Raw genomic sequence first — 20,549 nt, forward strand, 5'->3', positions numbered from 1 at the left:
GATGGCCGTACTTATCGACGAAAACACCAAAGTCATCTGCCAGGGCCTCACCGGCTCGCAGGGGACATTCCACACCGAACAGGCCATCGCCTATGGCACCAAGATGGTCGGCGGCGTGACACCGGGCAAAGGCGGGATGACCCATCTCGACCTGCCCGTGTTCAACTCGGTCCACGAGGCCAAGCACGCGACCCACGCGAACGCGACCGTGATCTACGTGCCGCCGCCCTTTGCCGCCGACTCGATCCTCGAGGCGATCGACGCCGAGATGGAAGTGATCGTCTGCATCACCGAAGGCATCCCGGTCATGGACATGATGCGCGTCAAGCGCGCGCTGGAGACCTCCAAGTCGCGTCTGATCGGCCCGAACTGCCCCGGTGTCATCACGCCCAATGCCTGCAAGATCGGCATCATGCCCGGCCACATCCACCGTCGCGGCAGCGTCGGCGTTGTGTCGCGCTCCGGCACGCTCACCTACGAGGCGGTCAAGCAGACCACCGATGTGGGCCTGGGCCAGTCCACCTGCGTCGGCATCGGCGGCGACCCCATCAAGGGCACCGAGCATATCGACGTGCTGGAATGGTTCCTCGCAGATGACGAGACCGAGAGCATCATCATGATCGGTGAGATCGGCGGCTCTGCCGAGGAAGAAGCGGCGCAGTTCCTGGCCGATGAAAAGAAGCGCGGTCGCTGGAAGCCCACCGCCGGTTTCATCGCGGGCCGCACCGCCCCTCCGGGACGCCGCATGGGCCATGCCGGCGCGATCGTCGCGGGCGGCAAAGGTGGTGCCGAGGACAAGATCGAAGCGATGAAAGCCGCAGGCATCGTCGTGGCCGAAAGCCCCGCACAGCTTGGCGAAGCGGTGCTTGCCGCGATCAAGGGCTGACACGGGTGCCGGGTCAGAGGCCCCGGCCGACGCAAATCGGGTAGGCCGGGCATTTGCCCGGCTTGCCTCACTCCACAAGGAGACCAGAGATGACGATGAACTTTCAGACTGCCATCCGCACCTGCCTTGTCGAAAAATACGCCAGCTTCCAGGGCCGCGCGTCGCGCTCTGAATATTGGTGGTTCTTTCTGGCCTTCCTGATCGGCGCCGTCATCACCCAGATGATCTGGTGGGGGCTCTACATCGTCTATGCCCTCGCCCTGCTCAGCCCGCTGCTGGGCGCAGGCTACCGGCGCTTGCAGGACACCGGCCGTCCGGGCTGGTACATCGTCATTCCCTTCGGCCTTGGCCTTGTGACCACGCTGCTCGCGCCAGACATGCCCGACCCCGATGCAATGGCGGCCGGACAGATGCCCAACATGGGAAACATGGCGCTCTTCTCGGCGCTTGGCTTCGTGCAACTGATCGTCAGCCTGCTGTTCCTGTGGTGGCTGACGCGCCCGTCGCAACCAGAAATCAATGCCTACGGGCCTCCGCCCGCTCAACATTCCTGATCCTGCCCGCCCCCAGAACCCCAAGGTACCGTCATGACAGACCAAAGCCCCAACGACCTCTTCCACGCTTCCAGCTTCATGCAGGGGCACAACGCGGCCTATCTTGAACAGATGTACGCGCGCTACGCGAGCGATCCCAGCGCGGTCGACGAGGCGTGGCAGGCGTTCTTCCGGCAGCTGGGCGATGACGAAGTCAGCGTCAAGAAAGAGGCGACAGGCCCAAGCTGGGCGCGCACCGACTGGCCGCCGCTGCCCAATGACGACCTGACGGCGGCGCTGGACGGTCAATGGCCCGTCGCCCCCGCCGAGGCGAAAAGCGCCGGTGACAAGATCAAGGCCAAGGCCGAGGAAAAGGGCGTTCAGGTCACCGATGACGCCATCCAGCGCGCCGTTCTGGACAGCATCCGCGCGCTCATGATCATCCGCGCCTACCGCATCCGGGGCCACCTTGCCGCCGATCTCGATCCGCTGGGCATGCGCGAACAGACCGCGCACCCGGAACTTGAGCCGAAATCCTACGGCTTTACCGAGGCGGACATGGACCGCCCGATCTTCATCGACAACGTTCTGGGCCTCCAGATCGCCTCGATGCGCGAGATCCTCGACATCGTGCGTCGCACCTATTGCGGCACCTTTGCGCTGCAATACATGCACATCTCCGATCCCGAACAATCCGCATGGCTGAAGGAACGGATCGAAGGCTACGGCAAGGAAGTCGCGTTCACCCGCGAAGGCCGCAAGGCGATCCTGAACAAGATGGTCGAGGCCGAAGGCTTCGAAAAGTTCCTCCATGTCAAGTACATGGGCACCAAGCGCTTTGGCCTCGATGGCGGCGAAAGCCTGATCCCCGCGATGGAGCAGATCATCAAGCGCGGCGGCAACCTCGGCGTCAGGGACATCGTCATCGGCATGCCGCACCGGGGCCGCCTGTCGGTTCTGGCCAACGTGATGCAAAAGCCCTACCGCGCGATCTTCAACGAATTCCAGGGCGGCAGCTTCAAGCCCGAAGAGGTCGACGGCTCAGGCGACGTGAAATACCACCTCGGCGCCAGTTCCGACCGCGAGTTCGACGGCAACACCGTCCACCTGTCGCTGACCGCGAACCCCTCGCACCTCGAAGCGGTCAACCCGGTCGTTCTGGGCAAGGTGCGCGCCAAGCAGGACCAGATCAGCGACAGCGAACGCCGTCAGGTCATGCCCATCCTGCTGCACGGCGATGCGGCCTTTGCCGGTCAGGGCGTCGTGGCGGAATGTTTCGCCCTGTCCGGTCTGCGCGGGCACCGCACCGGCGGCACCATGCATATCGTGGTGAACAACCAGATCGGTTTCACCACCGCCCCGCATTTCTCGCGCTCCTCGCCCTACCCGACCGACAACGCGCTGGTGGTCGAGGCGCCGATTTTCCACGTCAACGGCGACGACCCCGAAGCGGTTGTGCACGCCGCCAAGGTCGCGACCGAGTTCCGTCAGAAATTCGGCAAGGACGTGGTCATCGACATCTTCTGCTACCGCCGCTTCGGTCACAACGAGGGGGATGAGCCGATGTTCACCAACCCGTTGATGTACAAGAAGATCAAGCAGCAGAAGACCACGCTGTCGCTTTATACCGAACGTCTGGTCAAGGACGGCCTGATCCCCGAGGGCGAAATCGAGGACATGAAGGCGGCGTTCCAGTCGCACCTCAACGAGGAATTCGAGGCCGGCAAGAACTACAAGCCCAACAAGGCCGACTGGCTCGACGGGCGCTGGAGCCATCTCGACCGTCAGGACAAGGACGATTACCAGCGCGGCCAGACCGCGATCAGCCCCGACACGATGCAGCAGGTCGGTGAGGCGATCACCCGCTTGCCCGATGGCTTCCCGGTGCACAAGACCGTCGCGCGCCTGCTCGAGTCCCGCAAGGAGATGCTCGAGACCGGCGTGAACTTCGATTGGGCCACCGCCGAAGCACTGGCCTTCGGATCGCTCCTGACCGAAGGCTACCCGGTCCGTCTGGCCGGTCAGGACAGCACACGCGGCACGTTCAGCCAGCGTCACTCGGCGTTGGTGAACCAGGAAACCGAGGAACGGTACTACCCGCTCAACCATATCCGTGAAGGACAGTCGCGTTTCGAAGTGATCGACTCGGCCCTGTCGGAATACGCGGTGCTGGGTTTCGAATATGGCTACTCGCTGGCCGAACCCAACGCGCTGACCCTCTGGGAAGCCCAGTTCGGCGATTTCGCCAACGGTGCGCAGATCATGTTCGACCAGTTCATCAGCTCCGGCGAAAGCAAGTGGCTGCGCATGTCGGGTCTCGTGTGCCTCTTGCCGCATGGCTATGAGGGACAGGGGCCTGAACACTCGTCCGCCCGCCTCGAACGGTTCCTGCAGCAATGCGGTCAGGACAACTGGATCGTCGCCAATTGCTCGACCCCGGCCAACTACTTCCACATCCTGCGCCGCCAGCTGCACCGGTCCTTCCGCAAGCCGCTCATCCTGATGACGCCGAAATCGCTGCTGCGTCACAAGCTGGCCGTGTCCAAGACCGAGGAATTCACCACCGGGTCCAGCTTCCACCGCGTGCTCTGGGACGATGCGCAATATGGCAACTCGGAGACCAAACTGGTCAGCGACGACAAGATCGAACGCGTCGTGATGTGCTCGGGCAAGGTCTATTACGACCTGCTCGAGGAACGCGACGCCCGTGGCATCGACGACATCTACATCCTGCGTTTTGAGCAGTTCTACCCGTTCCCGGCGATCTCTGCGGTCAAGGAGCTTGAACGCTTCCCCAAGGCCGAGATGATCTGGTGCCAGGAAGAACCCAAGAACCAGGGCGCCTGGACCTTCATGGAACCGAACCTCGAATGGGTTCTGGGCCGCATCAATGCCACGCATCCGCGCCCCCGCTACGTGGGCCGCGCCACATCGGCCTCGCCCGCGACGGGTCTGGCCAGCCAACACAAAGCACAGCAAGCAGCACTCGTTGACGAAGCGCTGACGATCGAAGGGAACTAAGACATGACAACCGAAGTGCGTGTGCCCACGCTGGGTGAATCCGTGACAGAAGCCACGGTCGCCACATGGTTCAAGAAGCCGGGCGACAGCGTTGCCGTGGACGAAATGCTGTGCGAACTGGAAACCGACAAGGTGACGGTCGAAGTGCCCTCGCCCACCGCGGGTGTTCTTGCCGACATCGTCGCCAATGAAGGCGACACGGTCGGCGTCGATGCGCTGCTGGCCAATATCGCCGAAGCGGGCGAAGCCGGATCGGCCACCCCCGAGGAACGCCCCTCGGCCAAGGCCGCCGCTGCTGCCGAAGCCGTGTCGGACGATGCCAAGACCGTCGATGTCATGGTCCCCACGCTGGGCGAGTCGGTCTCAGAAGCGACCGTTTCGACCTGGTTCAAGAAGGTCGGTGACACTGTTGCGCAGGACGAAATGCTCTGCGAGCTGGAAACCGACAAGGTGTCAGTCGAAGTGCCCGCTCCTGCCGCAGGTGTCCTGTCCGAGATCACCGCCGCCGAAGGCACGACCGTTTCGGCCGGTGGCAAGCTGGGTGTGATCGGTGGCAAGGCGGGTGCATCAGCCTCCGCCAGCGCGCAGGAAACCGCCCCCGCCCCGGCAGTCCAGCCTGCCTCGACCGGCGCCGGGGATGTCGAAGACGCGCCCTCGGCGAAGAAGGCGATGGCCGAAGCGGGCGTCAGCCGCGATCAGGTCCAGGGCTCGGGCCGCGATGGCCGCGTGATGAAGGAAGACGTGGCCAAGGCCGTCGCCGCCGCAGCCAGCGCTCCCGCCGCACAGACATCGGCCCCGGTCTCCACGCCGCGCGCACCCGTCAGCGCCGATGATGCCGCGCGCGAGGAACGGGTCAAGATGACCCGCCTGCGCCAGACCATCGCCCGCCGCCTCAAGGACGCGCAGAACGCCGCTGCGATCCTGACCACCTACAACGAGGTCGACATGACCGAGGTCATGGCGCTGCGCAACGAGTACAAGGACCTCTTTGAGAAGAAACACGGCGTCCGCCTCGGCTTCATGTCCTTCTTCACCAAGGCCTGCTGCCACGCGCTGCGCGAAGTGCCCGAGGTCAATGCCGAGATCGACGGCACCGACATCGTCTACAAGAACTTCGTCCACATGGGCGTCGCCGCAGGCACGCCGCAAGGCCTCGTGGTGCCGGTCATCCGCGATGCCGACCAGATGAGCTTTGCGGAGATCGAGAAAGCCATCGCCGAAAAGGGCCGCCGCGCCCGTGACGGCAAGCTGTCGATGGCGGAAATGCAGGGCGGCACCTTCACCATCTCGAACGGCGGTGTCTACGGCTCGCTCATGTCCTCGCCGATCCTGAACCCGCCGCAATCGGGCATCCTCGGCATGCACAAGATCCAGGACCGCCCGATGGTCGTGGGCGGCGAGATCGTGATCCGCCCGATGATGTATCTCGCCCTCAGCTACGACCACCGCATCGTCGACGGCAAAGGCGCCGTGACCTTCCTCGTCCGCGTCAAGGACGCGCTCGAAGACCCGCGCCGGTTGCTGATGGATCTGTAAGCCTGGTGCGCGCCAGCACGCACCCTACCGCGTTGTAGGGTGCGTGATCTCACGCACCATTCGGAGTGATCATGACCCCCGAACTTACCGCCCTCACCCTCGCCGCCCTGCTGCAAGTCTTGCAATTCGCAGCCTATTCCGTCGTGGCGCAGATGCAGGTCGGCACCAAGAAGGCGCTTGGCCCGCGCGACACGCCTGTGCAACTCACCGGCAAGGCAGGCCGGCTTCAGCGTGCGATGAACAACCATTTCGAAGGGTTGATCCTGTTCGGCATCGCCGTCATGGTGATCACCTATTCCGGGCAGAACACCGAAGAGACGGCCCTTGCCTGCGGGATCTACCTCGTGGCGCGGGTGCTTTACGTGCCCGCCTATGTCTTCGGCTGGGTGCCCTGGCGCTCCCTCATCTGGGCGATTGGTTTCGCCGCCACGCTCTACCTGTTATTGGCGGCACTGATGTAACTTCTTCTTGTCGAAAATACCTCCGGGGGGAGGCCGCAGGCCGGGGGGCAGCGCCCCCCTCCCCAGAAACCACAAAGGACCACGCTCATGGCACAATACGACGTCATCATCATCGGCTCCGGCCCCGGCGGCTACGTGGCCGCGATCCGCTGCGCTCAGCTCGGCCTGAAGACCGCCTGCGTCGAGGGCCGCGAGACATTGGGCGGCACCTGCCTCAACGTGGGCTGCATTCCCTCCAAGGCGCTGCTGCACGCCACCCACCAGCTGCACGAGGCCGAGCACAACTTTGCCAAGATGGGCCTCAAGGGCAAATCGCCATCCGTCGACTGGAAACAGATGATGGCCTACAAGGATGACGTGATCGGCCAGAACACCAAGGGCATCGAATTCCTGTTCAAGAAGAACAAGATCGACTGGCTCAAGGGCTGGGGCTCCATCCCCGAGGCGGGCAAGGTCAAGGTCGGTGACGACGTGCACGAAGCCAAGAACATCATCGTGGCCTCCGGCTCCGAGGCCAGCAGCCTGCCGGGTGTCGAGATCGACGAGAAGGTGGTTGTCACATCGACCGGCGCGCTCGAATTGCCGAAGATCCCGAAAAAGATGATCGTCATCGGCGCGGGGGTGATCGGGCTCGAACTGGGGTCGGTCTATTGCCGCCTTGGCACAGAGGTGCATGTGATCGAATATCTCGACGCCATTACGCCCGGCATGGATGCCGAGGTGCAAAAGGCCTTCCAGAAACTGCTGCAGAAACAGGGTCTGACCTTCACGATGGGTGCCGCCGTGCAATCGGTCGACGCTGGCAAGAGCAAGGCCAAGGTCACCTACAAACTGCGCAAGGATGACAGCGAGCACGAGATGGACGCAGATGTGGTGCTCGTCTCCACAGGGCGTCGCCCCTTCACCGACGGTCTGGGCCTCGATGCGCTGGGGATCGAGATGTCGCCGCGCGGCCAGATCAAGACCGACGCGCATTGGCAGACCAATGTCAAAGGCATCTACGCCATCGGCGATTGCATCGACGGCCCGATGCTGGCCCACAAGGCCGAGGACGAAGGCATGGCCTGCGCCGAGGTGATCGCGGGCAAGGCGGGTCATGTGAATTACGGCGTCATTCCCGGCGTGATCTATACCCACCCCGAGGTCGCCAATGTCGGCATGACCGAGGAACAGCTCAAGGAAGCGGGCCGCAATTACAAGGTCGGCAAGTTCAGCTTCATGGGCAATGGCCGGGCCAAGGCCAACTTTGCCGCCGACGGGTTCGTGAAGATCCTCGCCGACAAGGACACCGACCGCATCCTGGGCGCGCATATCATCGGCCCGATGGCGGGCGATCTGATCCATGAGATTTGTGTCGCGATGGAGTTCGGTGCGTCGGCCGAGGATCTGGCTCTCACCTGCCACGCGCACCCGACCTATTCCGAGGCGGTGCGCGAGGCGGCACTTGCCTGTGGCGACGGTGCCATCCACATGTAAACGCATGGCACGGGGGACGCCTTTTTCATAAGGCTTCCCCCAAGCGCGGTTCAACGCGCCTGTCCCTGCGGTCTGCAAACCGCGGTATCCCGGCTCTTCGAAGAACCCTATGATCTCTGAAAGAAGCGGCGCCGCCCCCTTGGGCCGACGGTTTTTTCTTTATCGGGGAAGTCTCCCCGGACCTGTACCCCGTTCGGGGCCTGTGAAACCGGTTTCTCAAGGTCGGTGTGTCACCACCTGAACGAAAAAACCATCTTCAGATCGCGGTGTGGGAGTGACCCTCTCCGCTCGTTGCGCAACGTGGGCGCAAATTGCCGTCCACGCGTTAAGGTTTTGCCAATCAACCGTGCGGTCACCTCACCACATGCGCGGGATCGCGTTCGCCTCGTAATTCGCGTCATACTCCGGACCGCCCAGCGCCCCGTCACTTACATCGGCCATGATCTCGCCCACAGTCGGCAATCCTTCGGGCAGAGGCGCGCCGTCCCATAGCCCCGACCGCATCAGCGCCTTGGCGCATTGGGTATAGACCTCGGCCACCTCGGTCACGATCACGGTCGCGGGCAGCATGGTCTTTTTGCGGAACGTCTCACGCAGATCGGCATCGTCGGTGATCCACGCCCGGCCATTGACCCGCACGGTGGTCTTTGTGCCGGGGATCATGAACAGGAACGCGATGCGCGGGTCCTCGATCAGGTCACGCAGCGCATCGAGCCGGTTGTTGCCCTGCCAGTCCGGCATCAGGATCGTGCGCGGGTCCGACACCCGAACCACCGGCTCGATGTCCCCGCGCGGCGTGCCATGGGTGCCGTGGGGTCCGGCCGTCGAGATCACGCAGAACCGCGCCGCCTCGACCCAGCGGCGATAGCTGGGGGTCAGATGGTCCGCGACCTTGGTCAGCGATGCGGGCACCGGTGCGCCATAGAGCGCCTCCAGATCCGTGATGGTCTCAATTCGGCGCATGGAATCCCGCCTCCGCGTTCAGCCGGTCAGACGCGGTTTCGATCCGCGTTTCCAGCAGTTTCAGGAACTCGTGTCGCGGCAGTCCCGGCGGGATCGGTTCGAGGAATTCGACAACCGCCGTGCCCGGTTTGCGGTAGATGCCGCGCTTGGGCCAGAACAGCCCGACATTGGCCGCCACCGGCACGCAGGGCTGGCCAAGCTGTTCGTACAGAACCGCAGTGCCAACCTTGTAGGGCACCTTGACGCCCGGCGCGATCCGCGTGCCCTGCGGATAGATGATCAACTGCCCCGCCGTGGCTTTGCCCTCATGCACCGCTTCGACCATCTGCTTGATCGCGGCACCGCGCTTGCCCCGGTCGACCGGAATGCATCCGATCCTCAGCCCGTATTGCCCGACGATGGGCGCGTACATCAGAAGGCGTTTCATGATGAACTTGCCCGCCGGCAGCGCCGAGAACACCATGAACACGTCCAGAAAGCTCTGGTGCTTTGCGGCGACGATACATTCGTAATCGGGCGGCGTGCCCCGGATCTCGGTCTTGAGACCGATCATCCACGGCGCGGCCCAACGCACGAAGCGCGACACGTTCATGCAGCCCGCCCGCGCCCCCCGGCGCGACACCAGGGCCCATGGAAACAACCCGAGGCCGATCACCGCGATGGACAGGTAGACCGCGATGATGAACAGCAGCGACCGCACCCACTGGATTGCATATGCCATCAGGCCAGTTCCTCCAAAACGCGCCGCGCCGCATAGCGCGTGGCGACAAACGCGACCAGCCCTGACAGCGGCGGGATCAGGATGACCCAGACCCAGCCGATGCCCTGGATGCTCAGATCGGTCAGCACCCCTGCGGTGTCATTGCCCGAGGGCACAAGAACCAGCGCGATGATGCCGGTCAGCGTGCCAAAGGCCGCCCCGGTCAGGGCGCGCAGGGCAAAGCGCCGGACAAAGGCGCTGGCGATATAGGTGTCCTTGGCCCCGACCAGCCGCAGCACGGCGATCACCTGCGCATTGGCGGCAAGGGCGGCATTGGCGGCCAGCGTGACCATAGCGGCTGTGGCCGTCGCGATGAGCAGGATCGACGCCCAGCCCAACAAACGCAGGCGCGATGCCGCGTCGATCAGCGGACGCCGCCAGCGGGCATGATCGTCCAGCACGGCGGCAGGCGCCTCGGCGGCAAGCCGCAGGCGCAGCCCGGCGGCATCATAGCCCGTGTCGGTCTCCAGGATGTCGATGAGTTGCGGCAGCGGCAGATCGTCGATGGGCAGGTCCGCGCCCAGCCACGGGATCAGCAGGTCACGCTGTTCTTCGGGCGTGAGCGCGCGGGCATCGACAATCCCGGGCGTGGTGCGCAGCACGCGCAGCGCCGCTTCGGTCTGGGTGGCGACCTCTCCTGCCGGGGCCGAGATGCGCAGGGTCGAGGCTTGCGCCAGCTCGTTGCCCCAGCGATCCGCCACGCGTCCCGCAGCCAGCGACAGCGCCAGCGCAAAGACCGCGAGGAAGGACATCGCGAAGGCGCTGAACAGCGTCAGACGCGCGGTAAAGCCGGTGGGAGGAACGACGCGATCCGCGCGTTCGTCGAATTGCAGCATCCGTGCTGCGGCCCGCAGATCGAACTTCACAGGTCCGCCCCCGCCATCTGAAGCCGCCGGTTCGAGATCCGCAGCACGCGCGTCTGAACCTGCGCCTTGGCGGCGCGGATCAGGCCCAGATCATGGGTGGCGATCAGGATGGTCTTGCCCATGCGGTTCAGTTCCACGAGCAGCGTCAGAAGGCGTTGCGACATCTCCCAGTCGATATTGCCCGTGGGCTCATCGGCGAGGATCACATCCGGCGACATGATCACCGCACGGGCCAGCGCGGCGCGCTGGCGTTCCCCGCCCGACAACTCGGGAGGCAGCGCATTGGCGCGCGCGGACAGCCCGACCCAGGCCAGCAATTCCCTGAGATTGGCATCCGCCGCATCCGGCTCCTGCCCCGACACCGCCAGCGGCAGGGCCACGTTTTCGGTCACCGGCAGATGGTCGAGAAACTGGCAGTCCTGATGCACGACACCGATCTTGCGGCGCAGGATCGCGACGTCATCCCGGCTCAGCCCGCGCACGTCACGGTCGAACAGGCGGACGTGGCCGGCAGTGGCCTGAAGCGCGCCGTAGCACAGTTTGAGAAAGGTGGTCTTGCCCGACCCGGACGGTCCGGTGAGGAAGTGAAACGACCCCGGCGCGACGTTCAGGGTCATGTCCGTCAACAGTTCTCCGCCGCCGTAACTGTAGGCCACATTTTCCAACTCGATCACGGCGGTCTTGTCCCTGCCCCTTGTTAGGCGTTGTTGTGCCTGAGCATCGTGCGGGTTTCAATGCGCCGGTGTGGCCACAATAGGCATTTACATGCGGTTAGGCGCGCCTATTGTGCCTTTTCAACAAGGTACACGGGGGTTGGGCGCAAAATCGCGGCCAGCTGAGTTGGGGGCAACGGGCAAATGCGGCTGAAATGTCCAAGTTGCGGGGCGCAGTACGAGGTCCCGGATGATGTCATCCCCGAGGATGGCCGGGATGTGCAGTGCTCCAATTGCGGCAACACCTGGTTCCAGGCCCCTGACCTCAGCGCCTCTCCCGAAGCGATCGAAGCCGAGGCAAAGGCCCCCAAGGATGCGGTCTGGCATCCGGAGGTGGACGCCGACATTGCCGATCGCCCGTCGATCAACCAGGACGCCACTCCCGGCAGTTCCACCCCGCCAAACTCACCCAAGCGCCGCGAGCTTGATCCCTCGATTGCCGACATCCTGCGCGAGGAGGCCGATATCGAGGCCCGCGCCCGCCGTGCCAATGCAGGCGGGATCGAGGAACAGCCCGATCTTGGCCTTCAGGAACCCGAAGACGAAGCCGCCAAGCGCGCGCGTCAGGCGCAGGAGCGCATGCGCAAGCTGCGCGGCGAAGACACCGAGGCCGCCGCGGCTGCCGCAGCCAGCGCTGCCGTGACGCAGCGTCCGAAATCGCGGCGCGACATGCTGCCCGACGTGGAAGAAATCAACCAGACCCTCCGCGCGTCGAACGAACGGCGCGAAATGCGCAGCGTGCAGGCCGATCTTGAAGACGATGACGAACCGACCGGCGGGTTTCGGCGCGGTTTCATCTACACGATCCTGCTTTTTGCCGTGGCAGCCGCACTTTACATCTACGCGCCGCAATTGTCCGAGTCCGTGCCGCAGGTGAAGGTGCCGCTGGACAGCTACGTGGCGATGGTCGACCAGGGTCGGGCATGGCTCGATACGCAGATCGCAACGCTCATGAGCCTGATCAACGGCGCTTCGGTGGATGCGCCCGCAGAGGCTCCGGCAGACGCACCCGCCACGGACGGGTCGTAAGACGCTGAAAGATATGGCAGGCTGCCATGACGGCCCAGCGGATTTGGACCTATCTGTGCAAACGGTCTGGCCCTAACGCCGGATTTCTGTTCCGATCAGAATGGACCTGCCAGAGCGACATTCGCATCCGGCCCATTGTGATTCTCAAACGGAGGTGACGACCATGGACGGTACATTGACCAAGAACGACCTGAGCCACGTGGTCGAAGCCGATCGCGCCCATGTCTGGCACCACCTGATCCAGCACAAGCCGTTCGAGACCAACGATCCCCGGATCATCGTCGAGGGCAAGGGCATGCGGGTCTGGGACCAGAAGGGCAAGGAGCACCTTGATGCCGTGTCGGGCGGTGTCTGGACTGTGAACGTGGGCTACGGCCGTGAAAGCATCGCCAAGGCGGTCTATGACCAGCTGATCAAGCTGAACTACTTTGCCGGGTCCGCCGGGTCGATCCCCGGTGCACTGTTTTCGGAAAAGCTGATCTCGAAGATGCCGGGCATGACCCGCGTCTACTATACGAACTCCGGGTCCGAGGCGAACGAGAAAGCCTTCAAGATGATCCGCCAGATCGCGCACAAGCGCTATGGCGGCACCAAGCACAAGATCCTTTACCGCGACCGCGATTACCACGGCACGACCATCGGCTGCCTGTCGGCGGGCGGTCAGGACGAGCGCAACGCGCAGTACGGGCCGTTCACGCCCGGTTTCGTGCGTGTGCCGCATTGCCTTGAGTACCGCGCGGGCGATCAGGGCGCACCGACCGAGAATTACGGCGAATGGGCCGCGGACCAGATCGAACAGGTGATCCTGCGCGAAGGCCCGGACACCGTCGGCGGCCTGTGCCTCGAGCCGGTGACTGCAGGTGGTGGCGTGATCACCCCGCCGCAGGGCTACTGGGACCGCGTGCAGGAGATTTGCCGCAAGTACGACATCCTGCTGCATATCGACGAAGTGGTCTGCGGCGTGGGCCGCACCGGCACTTGGTTCGGCTATCAGCATTACGGCGTGCAGCCTGACATGGTGACGATGGCCAAGGGTGTCGCCTCTGGCTATGCCGCGATTGCCTGCCTTGTGACCACCGAGGACGTGTTCTCGATGTTCAAGGACAATGCGGATGATCCGATGAACTATTTCCGCGACATCTCGACCTTTGGTGGCTGTACGGCCGGCCCGGCAGCGGCGCTGGAAAACATGCGGATCATCGAAGACGAAGGCCTGCTCGAGAACACGACCGAAATCGGCCACTACATGCTCGACCAGCTTCACGCTTTGGCAGACAAGCATGCGGTCATCGGCAATGTGCGCGGCAAGGGCCTGTTCCTGGGCGCCGAACTGGTCGAGGACCGCGAAACCCGCAAGCCGATGGCGGAAAAGCGGGTCCAGAAGGTGGTGGCCGACTGCATGCAGCAGGGTATCATCATCGGGGCCACCAACCGCTCGTTGCCGGGCTACAACAACACGCTCTGCTTCAGCCCCGCACTGATCGCCACCAAGGACGACATCGACCAGATCATCGCCTCGGTCGACGAAGCCCTGGGCCGCGAATTTGCGTGAGTGATCCCCTGATCACGGGCCAGCGCTTGAATGCGCTGGGCCAACCCATCGGTTTGCCCCTTGCCGATACATCACCCCGCCCGGTGCCCCCGCGCACCGACATGGTGGGGCGTTATTGTTCCGTGGTGCCGTTATCGCCGGACCATGCGGATGATCTGTATTCGGCGTTCCGCGCGGATCACGAGGATCACATCTGGACGTATCTTCCCAACGGCCCCTACCACGATCCCGCCGATTTCCGCGCATGGGTCGATCAAGCCGTCACATGGGATGATCCGCTGATGCACGCCATCCTCGTGAACGGGCGCGCGCTGGGTCATGCCAGCTACCTGCGGATCACACCTGCCAGTGCCAGCATCGAGGTCGGGTTCATCACCCTGTCTCCAGCTCTGCAACGCACCCGTGCTGCGACCGAGTTTCAGTTCCTGATGATGCAGCGCGCCTTTGAGGACCTGGGCTATCGACGCTATGAATGGAAATGCGATGCGCTGAACGCGCCGTCGCGCAAGGCAGCGCTGCGGCTGGGCTTCACCTATGAAGGCACGTTCCGGCAGGCGACCCACTACAAGGGCCGAAACCGCGACACTGCGTGGTTCTCGATCCTCGACGGTGAGTGGCCCGCGCTGAAGCAGCGGTTCGTGCGGTGGCTGTCGCCCGACAATTTCGACGCCCACGGGATGCAGAAATCCGCGCTCTGACCGCGCCTGCCTGCCAACCGATCTGCACCGAAATGAGGCGACACCAAGCGGGGCTGTTGCCACGGGGTCAATTCCTGCAGAAAACGGCAAACACACCTGCAATATGTGCAATGGTGTTTTTCGAGGAATGCACTATCAAGAGATCATGTTAGCGCTACCGAAAACTTGTGCACGATTTTGGAACACCCCTGGATGACCATGAAAACCGATATTCTGAACCGTCTGAAATACTCTCTGGGCAAGGACGCCGAGAACGCCTCGACCTATGACTGGCGCATCGCGCTGTCCCTGGTCCTGCGGGATCAGATGGTCGAAACGTGGTTCAGGTCGACCCGGGAAACCTATGCCGCTTCACCCAAGAGGGTCTATTACCTGTCGATGGAGTTCCTGATCGGGCGGCTGATCGAGGACATGATCGCGAACCTGCGCATGGAGGACACGGTCAAGACCGCGATCGCCGAACTGGGGCAGGATTACGATACCATCGTGCATGACGAACCCGACGCCGCGTTGGGCAATGGCGGGCTGGGGCGGCTGGCTGCGTGCTTCATGGATTCGCTGGCCACGCTGGGCATTCCCGCCTTCGGCTACGGCATCCGCTATGAGCACGGGCTGTTCGAGCAGAGCTTTGCGCAGGGGCAGCAGGTCGAAAAGCCGGAAACATGGCTGACCCAGCGCCATGCGTGGGAATTCGAGCGCCCGGAGGCGCGGTATCGCATCGGCTTTGGCGGTCATGTCGAACACCGCGACGGCAGCGCACGTTGGCACCCCGGCGAGGTGGTCATGGCCACCGCGCATGACACGCCCGTGGTGGGCTGGAACGGCGACTGGGGCAACACGCTGCGGCTGTGGTCGGCGGAGCCGTCCAAGGATTTCGATCTCGAAAGCTTCAACCGGGGCGATTACCTTGCCGCAGGTCGGTCCGAGGCGCTGGCGCGCACGATCAGCCGGGTGCTGTATCCCGACGACACCACCGAAAGCGGCAAGGAACTGCGCCTCAAGCAGGAATATTTCTTTACCGCCGCGTCGATCATGGACCTGCTGCGCCGCTATCTGGCCGATCACGACGACATCCGCGATCTGCCCGACTATGTGGCGATCCAGCTGAACGACACGCACCCGGCCATCGCCGGTCCGGAACTGGTGCGCATTCTGGTGGATGAGCACGGCCTGCCAATGGACGAGGCGATCCCGCTGACCCGTCGCTGCCTGGCCTACACCAACCACACGCTGCTGCCCGAGGCGCTGGAGCGCTGGAGCGAGCACCTGATGGGCCGCACCCTGCCGCGTCACCTCGAGATCATCCGCGCCATCGAGCACGCGCACCAGACCGAGTTTCCAGACAGCCCGCGCATTCTGGATCATGGCGATGTGCGCATGGGGGAATTGGCCTTCATCATGGCCCACAAGGTCAACGGAGTGTCGGCACTGCACACCGAACTGGTGAAACAGACGGTCTTTGCCGATCTGCACCGCATTCACCCGGACCGGATCATCAACCAGACCAACGGCATCACACCGCGCCGCTGGCTCTATGGCTGCAACCCGTCGCTGCGCCACCTGATCACCGACGCGATCGGCGAAGGCTGGGTCACCGATCTGGAACAATTGACCGCGCTCAAGGACAAGCGTGACGATGCGGCCTTCATCGACGCGTTCATGGCGTCCAAGCGCGAGAACAAGGTCAACCTGTCGAACTGGATCGGTCAGACAATGGGCGTCGCGCTCGACCCCGACGCGATGTTCGACGTGCAGATCAAGCGCATCCACGAATACAAGCGCCAGTTGATGAACCTGCTCGAAACCGTCGCGCTGTGGAACGAGATGCGCGACAATCCGAACGCAGATTGGACCCCGCGCATCAAGATCTTCGGTGGCAAGGCGGCTCCAGGCTACTTCGTGGCCAAGGACATCATCCGCCTGATCAACGACGTGGCGCAGGTGATCAATGCCGATCCGGTCACGGGCGACAGGCTCAAGATCGTCTACCCGCCGAATTACAACGTCACCATGGCCGAACGGCTGATCCCTGCGGCGGACCTGTCGGAACAGATCTCGACCGCGGGCAAAGAGGCCTCGGGCACCGGCAACATGAAATTCGCCCTGAACGGCGCGCTGACCATCGGCACGCTGGACGGTGCGAACGTGGAAATCCGCGATCATGTCGGGACCGAGAACTTTTTCCTCTTCGGCCTGACCGCGCAGGAGGTGATGGAGCGCCGCACGCATCACGGCTATTCCCGCGCCGCGATCGAGGCCAGCCCGCGTCTGCAACGGGTTCTGGGCCAGATTGCCGAAGGACGTTTTGCACCGCAGGACCCAAGCCGCTATCATGGGCTTGTGGGGATGCTTTATGATCACGATTATTTCCTTGTGACCTGTGATTTCGACAGCTATTTCGACACGCAGCGTCGCGCCGACATGGTCTACCAGACCCCGGAGAACTGGGCGGCGATGGCGCTTGTCAACACCGCCAGCATGGGGTGGTTCTCCTCGGATCGCACGATCAAGGGATATGCACATGACATCTGGGGCGCGAAGAGCGTGCTCTCGGCATGACGGATGTGACGCCCCTGATCGACGCGAGTACAGCGCAGACCATCGCACAGGGGCGGCATGGCGATCCGTTTGCAGTGCTGGGCCTGCACGAGGTGGATGGCGCACTGGTGCTGCGGGCGATGCGTCCCGAAGCGGACGGCGTGGAGGTGATCGACGCCAAGACTGAGCGGACTTTGGTGACGCTTGATCCCGTAGGCGACGGGCTCTTCGCCGGGGTCATCCCGCGCCGGAAAAAGCGATTCCCCTACCTGCTGAGGATGACACGGGGCGCCGATGTCTGGGACGAACAGGACGCTTATGCGTTCGGCCCGAAACTGGGCGATCTGGACGAATATCTTCTGGGCGAAGGCACACATAACCAGCTTTGGGATGCCCTTGGTGCGCATGTCTGCACACATGAGGGCACCGAGGGCACCCATTTCGCTGTCTGGGCACCCAATGCGCTGCGCGTATCTGTCGTGGGCGATTTCAACGGCTGGGACGGTCGCCGCCACGTGATGCGCAGGCGCGGTGCCACCGGGGTGCACGAGATTTTCCTGCCCGGCCTTGGGGACGGCACGGTCTACAAGTACGAACTGATCGACGGTGCAGGCAATGTGCTGCCGCTCAAGGCTGATCCGGTGGGCTTTGGCGCGGAACTGCCGCCTGCGACCGCCTCTGTGGTGCGTGACCTGCGCGGCTATGACTGGGCCGATGCCGGGTGGCTGCAACAGCGCGGTGCCAAGCAGACGTTCGACCAGCCGATCTCGATCTACGAGGTGCATCTGGAAAGCTGGCGGCGCGTGCCCGAAGAGGGCAACCGATCGCTGACCTATCTTGAACATGCGTCGATGCTGGTGGACTACGCCCGCGACATGGGGTTCACCCATATCGAGTTGACGCCGGTGTCGGAATACCCGTTCGGCGGGTCGTGGGGCTATCAGCCCGTGGGCCTGTTTGCGCCCACCTCGCGCTTTGGCACGCCACAGGAGTTTCGCGCCTTTGTCGATGCCTGCCACGCGGCGGGCCTTGGTCTGATAATCGACTGGGTGCCGGGGCATTTCCCGTCGGATGCGCACGGCTTGGGCCGGTTCGATGGCTCTCCGCTCTACGAGCATGCCGACCCCAAGGAAGGGTTCCATCCCGACTGGAACACGCTGGTCTACAACTACGGCCGCACGGAAGTGCAGAACTTCCTGATTGCAAACGCGAAATTCTGGTTCGAGGAATACCATATCGACGGGCTGCGCGTGGATGCCGTGGCCTCTATGCTCTACCGCGATTATTCCCGCAAAGAGGGCGAATGGGTGCCCAACAGCCAGGGAGGGCGCGAGAACCTTGAAGCCATCGCATTCCTGCAACGCATGAACGAACTGGTCTATGCCGCCGATGACAGCATCCTGACCGCAGCCGAGGAAAGCACCGCCTTTCCGGGCGTCAGCGCGCCGACCAGCACGGGCGGGCTTGGGTTCGGCTTCAAGTGGAACATGGGGTGGATGAACGACACCCTGCGCTACATGGCCGAAGACCCGATCAACCGGAAATACCATCACGACAAGATGACCTTCGGGCTGCACTACGCGTTCTCGGAAAACTTCATCCTGCCGATCAGCCATGACGAGGTGGTGCATGGCAAAGGGTCGATGCTGGGCAAGATGCCGGGCGACGACTGGCAGCGCTTTGCCAACCTGCGGGCCTATTACGGGTTCATGTGGGGCCATCCCGGCAAGAAGCTGTTGTTCATGGGCTGCGAGTTTGCGCAAGCGCAGGAATGGAACAACGAAACCAGTCTGGATTGGCACCTGCTGGACCATCCCCCGCATCAGGGGATGCAACGGCTGGTGCGCGATCTGAACACGCTCTACCGCGCGACACCTGCGCTTTATCGCAAGGACAGCAGCGAGGACGGGTTTCGCTGGATCGACGGCGGCAATGCGGCGGATTCGGTGTTTTCGTGGATGCGCTACGGGACCGAAGGCGATGCCCCCGTTCTGGTGGTGGCGAACTTCACCCCCGTGCCGCGCACCAATTACCGCATCGGTGTGCCGCACAAGGGGCACTGGGCCGAACGGCTCAATTCGGATGCAGCGCTTTACGGAGGGACCGACACGGGCAACGCGCAAGGCGCAGAGGCGCAGGACATCTCGATGCATGGCTGTGCCTGGTCCATCGAGATCACCGTGCCGCCACTGGCGACCGTGTTCTTTCAACTCGCGACTGACTGAACAGGGACATGACACACAGGGGGAGGAAAGACATGAGGGAAGACAGGTTCAGCCTGGCGCAGCAATCCATGGCGTTCATTCTTGCAGGCGGTCGGGGGAGCCGCCTCAAGGAAATGACCGACATCCGCGCAAAACCCGCCGTTTATTTCGGCGGCAAGACCCGGATCATCGACTTTGCCCTGTCCAATGCCGTCAATTCCGGCATCCGGCGCATCGGCGTGGCCACACAGTACAAGGCGCACAGCCTGATCCGTCACATGCAGCGCGGCTGGAGCTTCTTTCGCGCCGAACGCAACGAGTCGCTCGATATCCTGCCCGCCTCGCAGCAGGTCAACGAGGACAACTGGTACAAGGGCACCGCAGATGCCGTGACCCAGAACATCTCGGTCATTCGCGGATACGGTCCGAAATACGTGCTGATCCTTGCGGGCGATCACATCTACAAGCAGGACTATTCCCTGATGATCGAGGACCATGTCCGGTCCGGCGCCAAGGTCACGGTGGGCTGCATCGCCGTGCCACGCGAAGAGGCCAAGGGCTTTGGCGTGATGCATGTGGACGACAGCGACAAGATCCTCGATTTCGTCGAAAAACCCGCCGATCCCCCCGCGATGCCCGGCGATGAGACCAAGTCGCTCGCCAGCATGGGGATTTACGTGTTCGAGGCGGAATACCTCTATGAGATCCTCGAAAAGGACGCCGAGAACCCGGCGTCGGAAAACGATTTCGGCAAGGATATCATCCCTGCCATCGTGGCGGAGGGCGGTGCTCGCGCGCATCCGTTCAGCCGGTCCTGCGTCATGTCGGGGCTCGAGACCGAGCCCTACTGGCGCGACGTGGGCACCATCGACGCCTATTGGCAGGCCAATATCGACCTGACCGATTTCGAACCGGCGCTCGACATCTACGCGACCGACTGGCCGATCTGGACCTATTCGGAACTCACACCGCCCGCGAAATTCATCCACAACGAGGAAGGTCGTCGCGGACAGGCGGTGTCGTCGATGGTATCGGGGGGCTGCATCATCTCGGGCTCGTCACTCTATCGCTGCCTGCTCTTCACCGGGGTCAAGACGCATTCGTTTTCCCAACTCGAAGGGGCGGTGGCCCTGCCCTATGCCGAAGTGGGCCGCCGCGCCTATCTCAAGAACGTGGTGCTGGACCGGGGGGTGAAGATCCCGCCGGGTCTGATCGTGGGCGAAGATCCCAAGGAAGACGCCAAGAGGTTCCGCCGCACCGAGAGCGGCATCTGCCTGATCACGCAAGCCATGATCGACAAGCTGGGGAGGTGA

At 63.3% G+C, this 20,549-nt stretch carries 16 protein-coding genes; 12 read left to right on the forward strand and 4 right to left on the reverse strand.

The genetic code is table 11. The features are described 5' to 3' along the window. Position 1: 1 nt before the first annotated feature. The 6 genes from sucD (at position 2) to lpdA (ending at position 7,913) form a co-directional block, all read left to right on the forward strand. On the forward strand, positions 2–886 hold the full coding sequence (gene sucD / locus IEV82_RS00525) for a succinate--CoA ligase subunit alpha (protein WP_188479995.1): 885 nt from the start codon (positions 2–4) through the stop codon (positions 884–886). 89 nt (positions 887–975) lie between these two features. Then, a complete protein-coding gene (locus IEV82_RS00530; protein WP_188479996.1) occupies positions 976–1,440 on the forward strand; it encodes a DUF805 domain-containing protein in 465 nt (154 codons plus the stop codon). 33 nt (positions 1,441–1,473) lie between these two features. Further along, positions 1,474–4,440 (forward strand): 2-oxoglutarate dehydrogenase E1 component, encoded by a 2,967-nt coding sequence (locus IEV82_RS00535; protein ID WP_188479997.1) that lies wholly within the window; start codon positions 1,474–1,476, stop codon positions 4,438–4,440. Between the two features lie 3 nt (positions 4,441–4,443). Continuing rightward, positions 4,444–5,976: a 2-oxoglutarate dehydrogenase complex dihydrolipoyllysine-residue succinyltransferase gene (gene odhB, locus IEV82_RS00540; protein ID WP_188479998.1), complete on the forward strand. Its 1,533-nt coding sequence runs from the start codon at positions 4,444–4,446 to the stop codon at positions 5,974–5,976. Between the two features lie 71 nt (positions 5,977–6,047). Next, positions 6,048–6,437: an MAPEG family protein gene (locus IEV82_RS00545; RefSeq protein ID WP_188479999.1), complete on the forward strand. Its 390-nt coding sequence runs from the start codon at positions 6,048–6,050 to the stop codon at positions 6,435–6,437. A gap of 87 nt (positions 6,438–6,524) precedes the next feature. After that, positions 6,525–7,913, forward strand: a complete 1,389-nt coding sequence (gene lpdA / locus IEV82_RS00550) for a dihydrolipoyl dehydrogenase (protein WP_188480000.1) — start codon at positions 6,525–6,527, stop codon at positions 7,911–7,913. A 357-nt stretch (positions 7,914–8,270) separates the two neighbouring features. On the opposite strand, the gene IEV82_RS00555 is transcribed toward lpdA, so the two are convergent. Genes IEV82_RS00555 through IEV82_RS00570 form a run of 4 tightly spaced genes read right to left on the reverse strand, consistent with a single transcriptional unit; the run spans position 8,271 to position 11,176 of the window. Next, positions 8,271–8,876, reverse strand: coding sequence for an MSMEG_1061 family FMN-dependent PPOX-type flavoprotein (locus tag IEV82_RS00555; protein WP_188480001.1), 606 nt, complete (start codon positions 8,874–8,876; stop codon positions 8,271–8,273). Further along, complete coding sequence (locus tag IEV82_RS00560) at positions 8,863–9,597, reverse strand: lysophospholipid acyltransferase family protein (RefSeq protein WP_188480002.1); 735 nt, start codon at positions 9,595–9,597, stop codon at positions 8,863–8,865. Before IEV82_RS00560 ends, IEV82_RS00555 begins: the two co-directional genes overlap by 14 nt. Beyond that, positions 9,597–10,472, reverse strand: a complete 876-nt coding sequence (locus IEV82_RS00565) for a cell division protein FtsX (protein ID WP_188480769.1) — start codon at positions 10,470–10,472, stop codon at positions 9,597–9,599. The genes IEV82_RS00560 and IEV82_RS00565 overlap by 1 nt, the downstream gene beginning before the upstream one ends. 26 nt (positions 10,473–10,498) lie before the next feature. After that, positions 10,499–11,176 carry a cell division ATP-binding protein FtsE gene (locus IEV82_RS00570; protein ID WP_188480003.1) on the reverse strand — a complete coding sequence of 226 codons (678 nt, stop codon included), beginning with the start codon at positions 11,174–11,176 and terminating at the stop codon, positions 10,499–10,501. Between the two features lie 183 nt (positions 11,177–11,359). Between IEV82_RS00570 and IEV82_RS00575 the strand changes: the two genes are divergently transcribed. The 6 genes from IEV82_RS00575 (at position 11,360) to glgC (ending at position 20,549) form a co-directional block, all read left to right on the forward strand. Next, a complete protein-coding gene (locus tag IEV82_RS00575; protein WP_188480004.1) occupies positions 11,360–12,244 on the forward strand; it encodes a zinc-ribbon domain-containing protein in 885 nt (294 codons plus the stop codon). Positions 12,245–12,407: 163 nt separating this feature from the next. Next, positions 12,408–13,796 carry an aminotransferase family protein gene (locus tag IEV82_RS00580; protein ID WP_188480005.1) on the forward strand — a complete coding sequence of 463 codons (1,389 nt, stop codon included), beginning with the start codon at positions 12,408–12,410 and terminating at the stop codon, positions 13,794–13,796. Beyond that, the gene (locus IEV82_RS00585) at positions 13,793–14,494 is read left to right on the forward strand and encodes a GNAT family N-acetyltransferase (protein ID WP_229747625.1); all 702 of its coding nucleotides are present in this window, start codon (positions 13,793–13,795) and stop codon (positions 14,492–14,494) included. Before IEV82_RS00580 ends, IEV82_RS00585 begins: the two co-directional genes overlap by 4 nt. 198 nt (positions 14,495–14,692) lie before the next feature. Further along, positions 14,693–17,053, forward strand: a complete 2,361-nt coding sequence (locus IEV82_RS00590; protein WP_188480771.1) for a glycogen/starch/alpha-glucan phosphorylase — start codon at positions 14,693–14,695, stop codon at positions 17,051–17,053. Continuing rightward, complete coding sequence (gene glgB / locus IEV82_RS00595) at positions 17,050–19,257, forward strand: 1,4-alpha-glucan branching protein GlgB (RefSeq protein ID WP_188480006.1); 2,208 nt, start codon at positions 17,050–17,052, stop codon at positions 19,255–19,257. The genes IEV82_RS00590 and glgB overlap by 4 nt, the downstream gene beginning before the upstream one ends. A gap of 32 nt (positions 19,258–19,289) precedes the next feature. After that, a complete protein-coding gene (glgC, locus tag IEV82_RS00600) occupies positions 19,290–20,549 on the forward strand; it encodes a glucose-1-phosphate adenylyltransferase (RefSeq protein ID WP_188480007.1) in 1,260 nt (419 codons plus the stop codon).

The sequence above is a fragment of the Marivita lacus genome, from assembly GCF_014637725.1.
GTDB lineage: Bacteria > Pseudomonadota > Alphaproteobacteria > Rhodobacterales > Rhodobacteraceae > Marivita > Marivita lacus.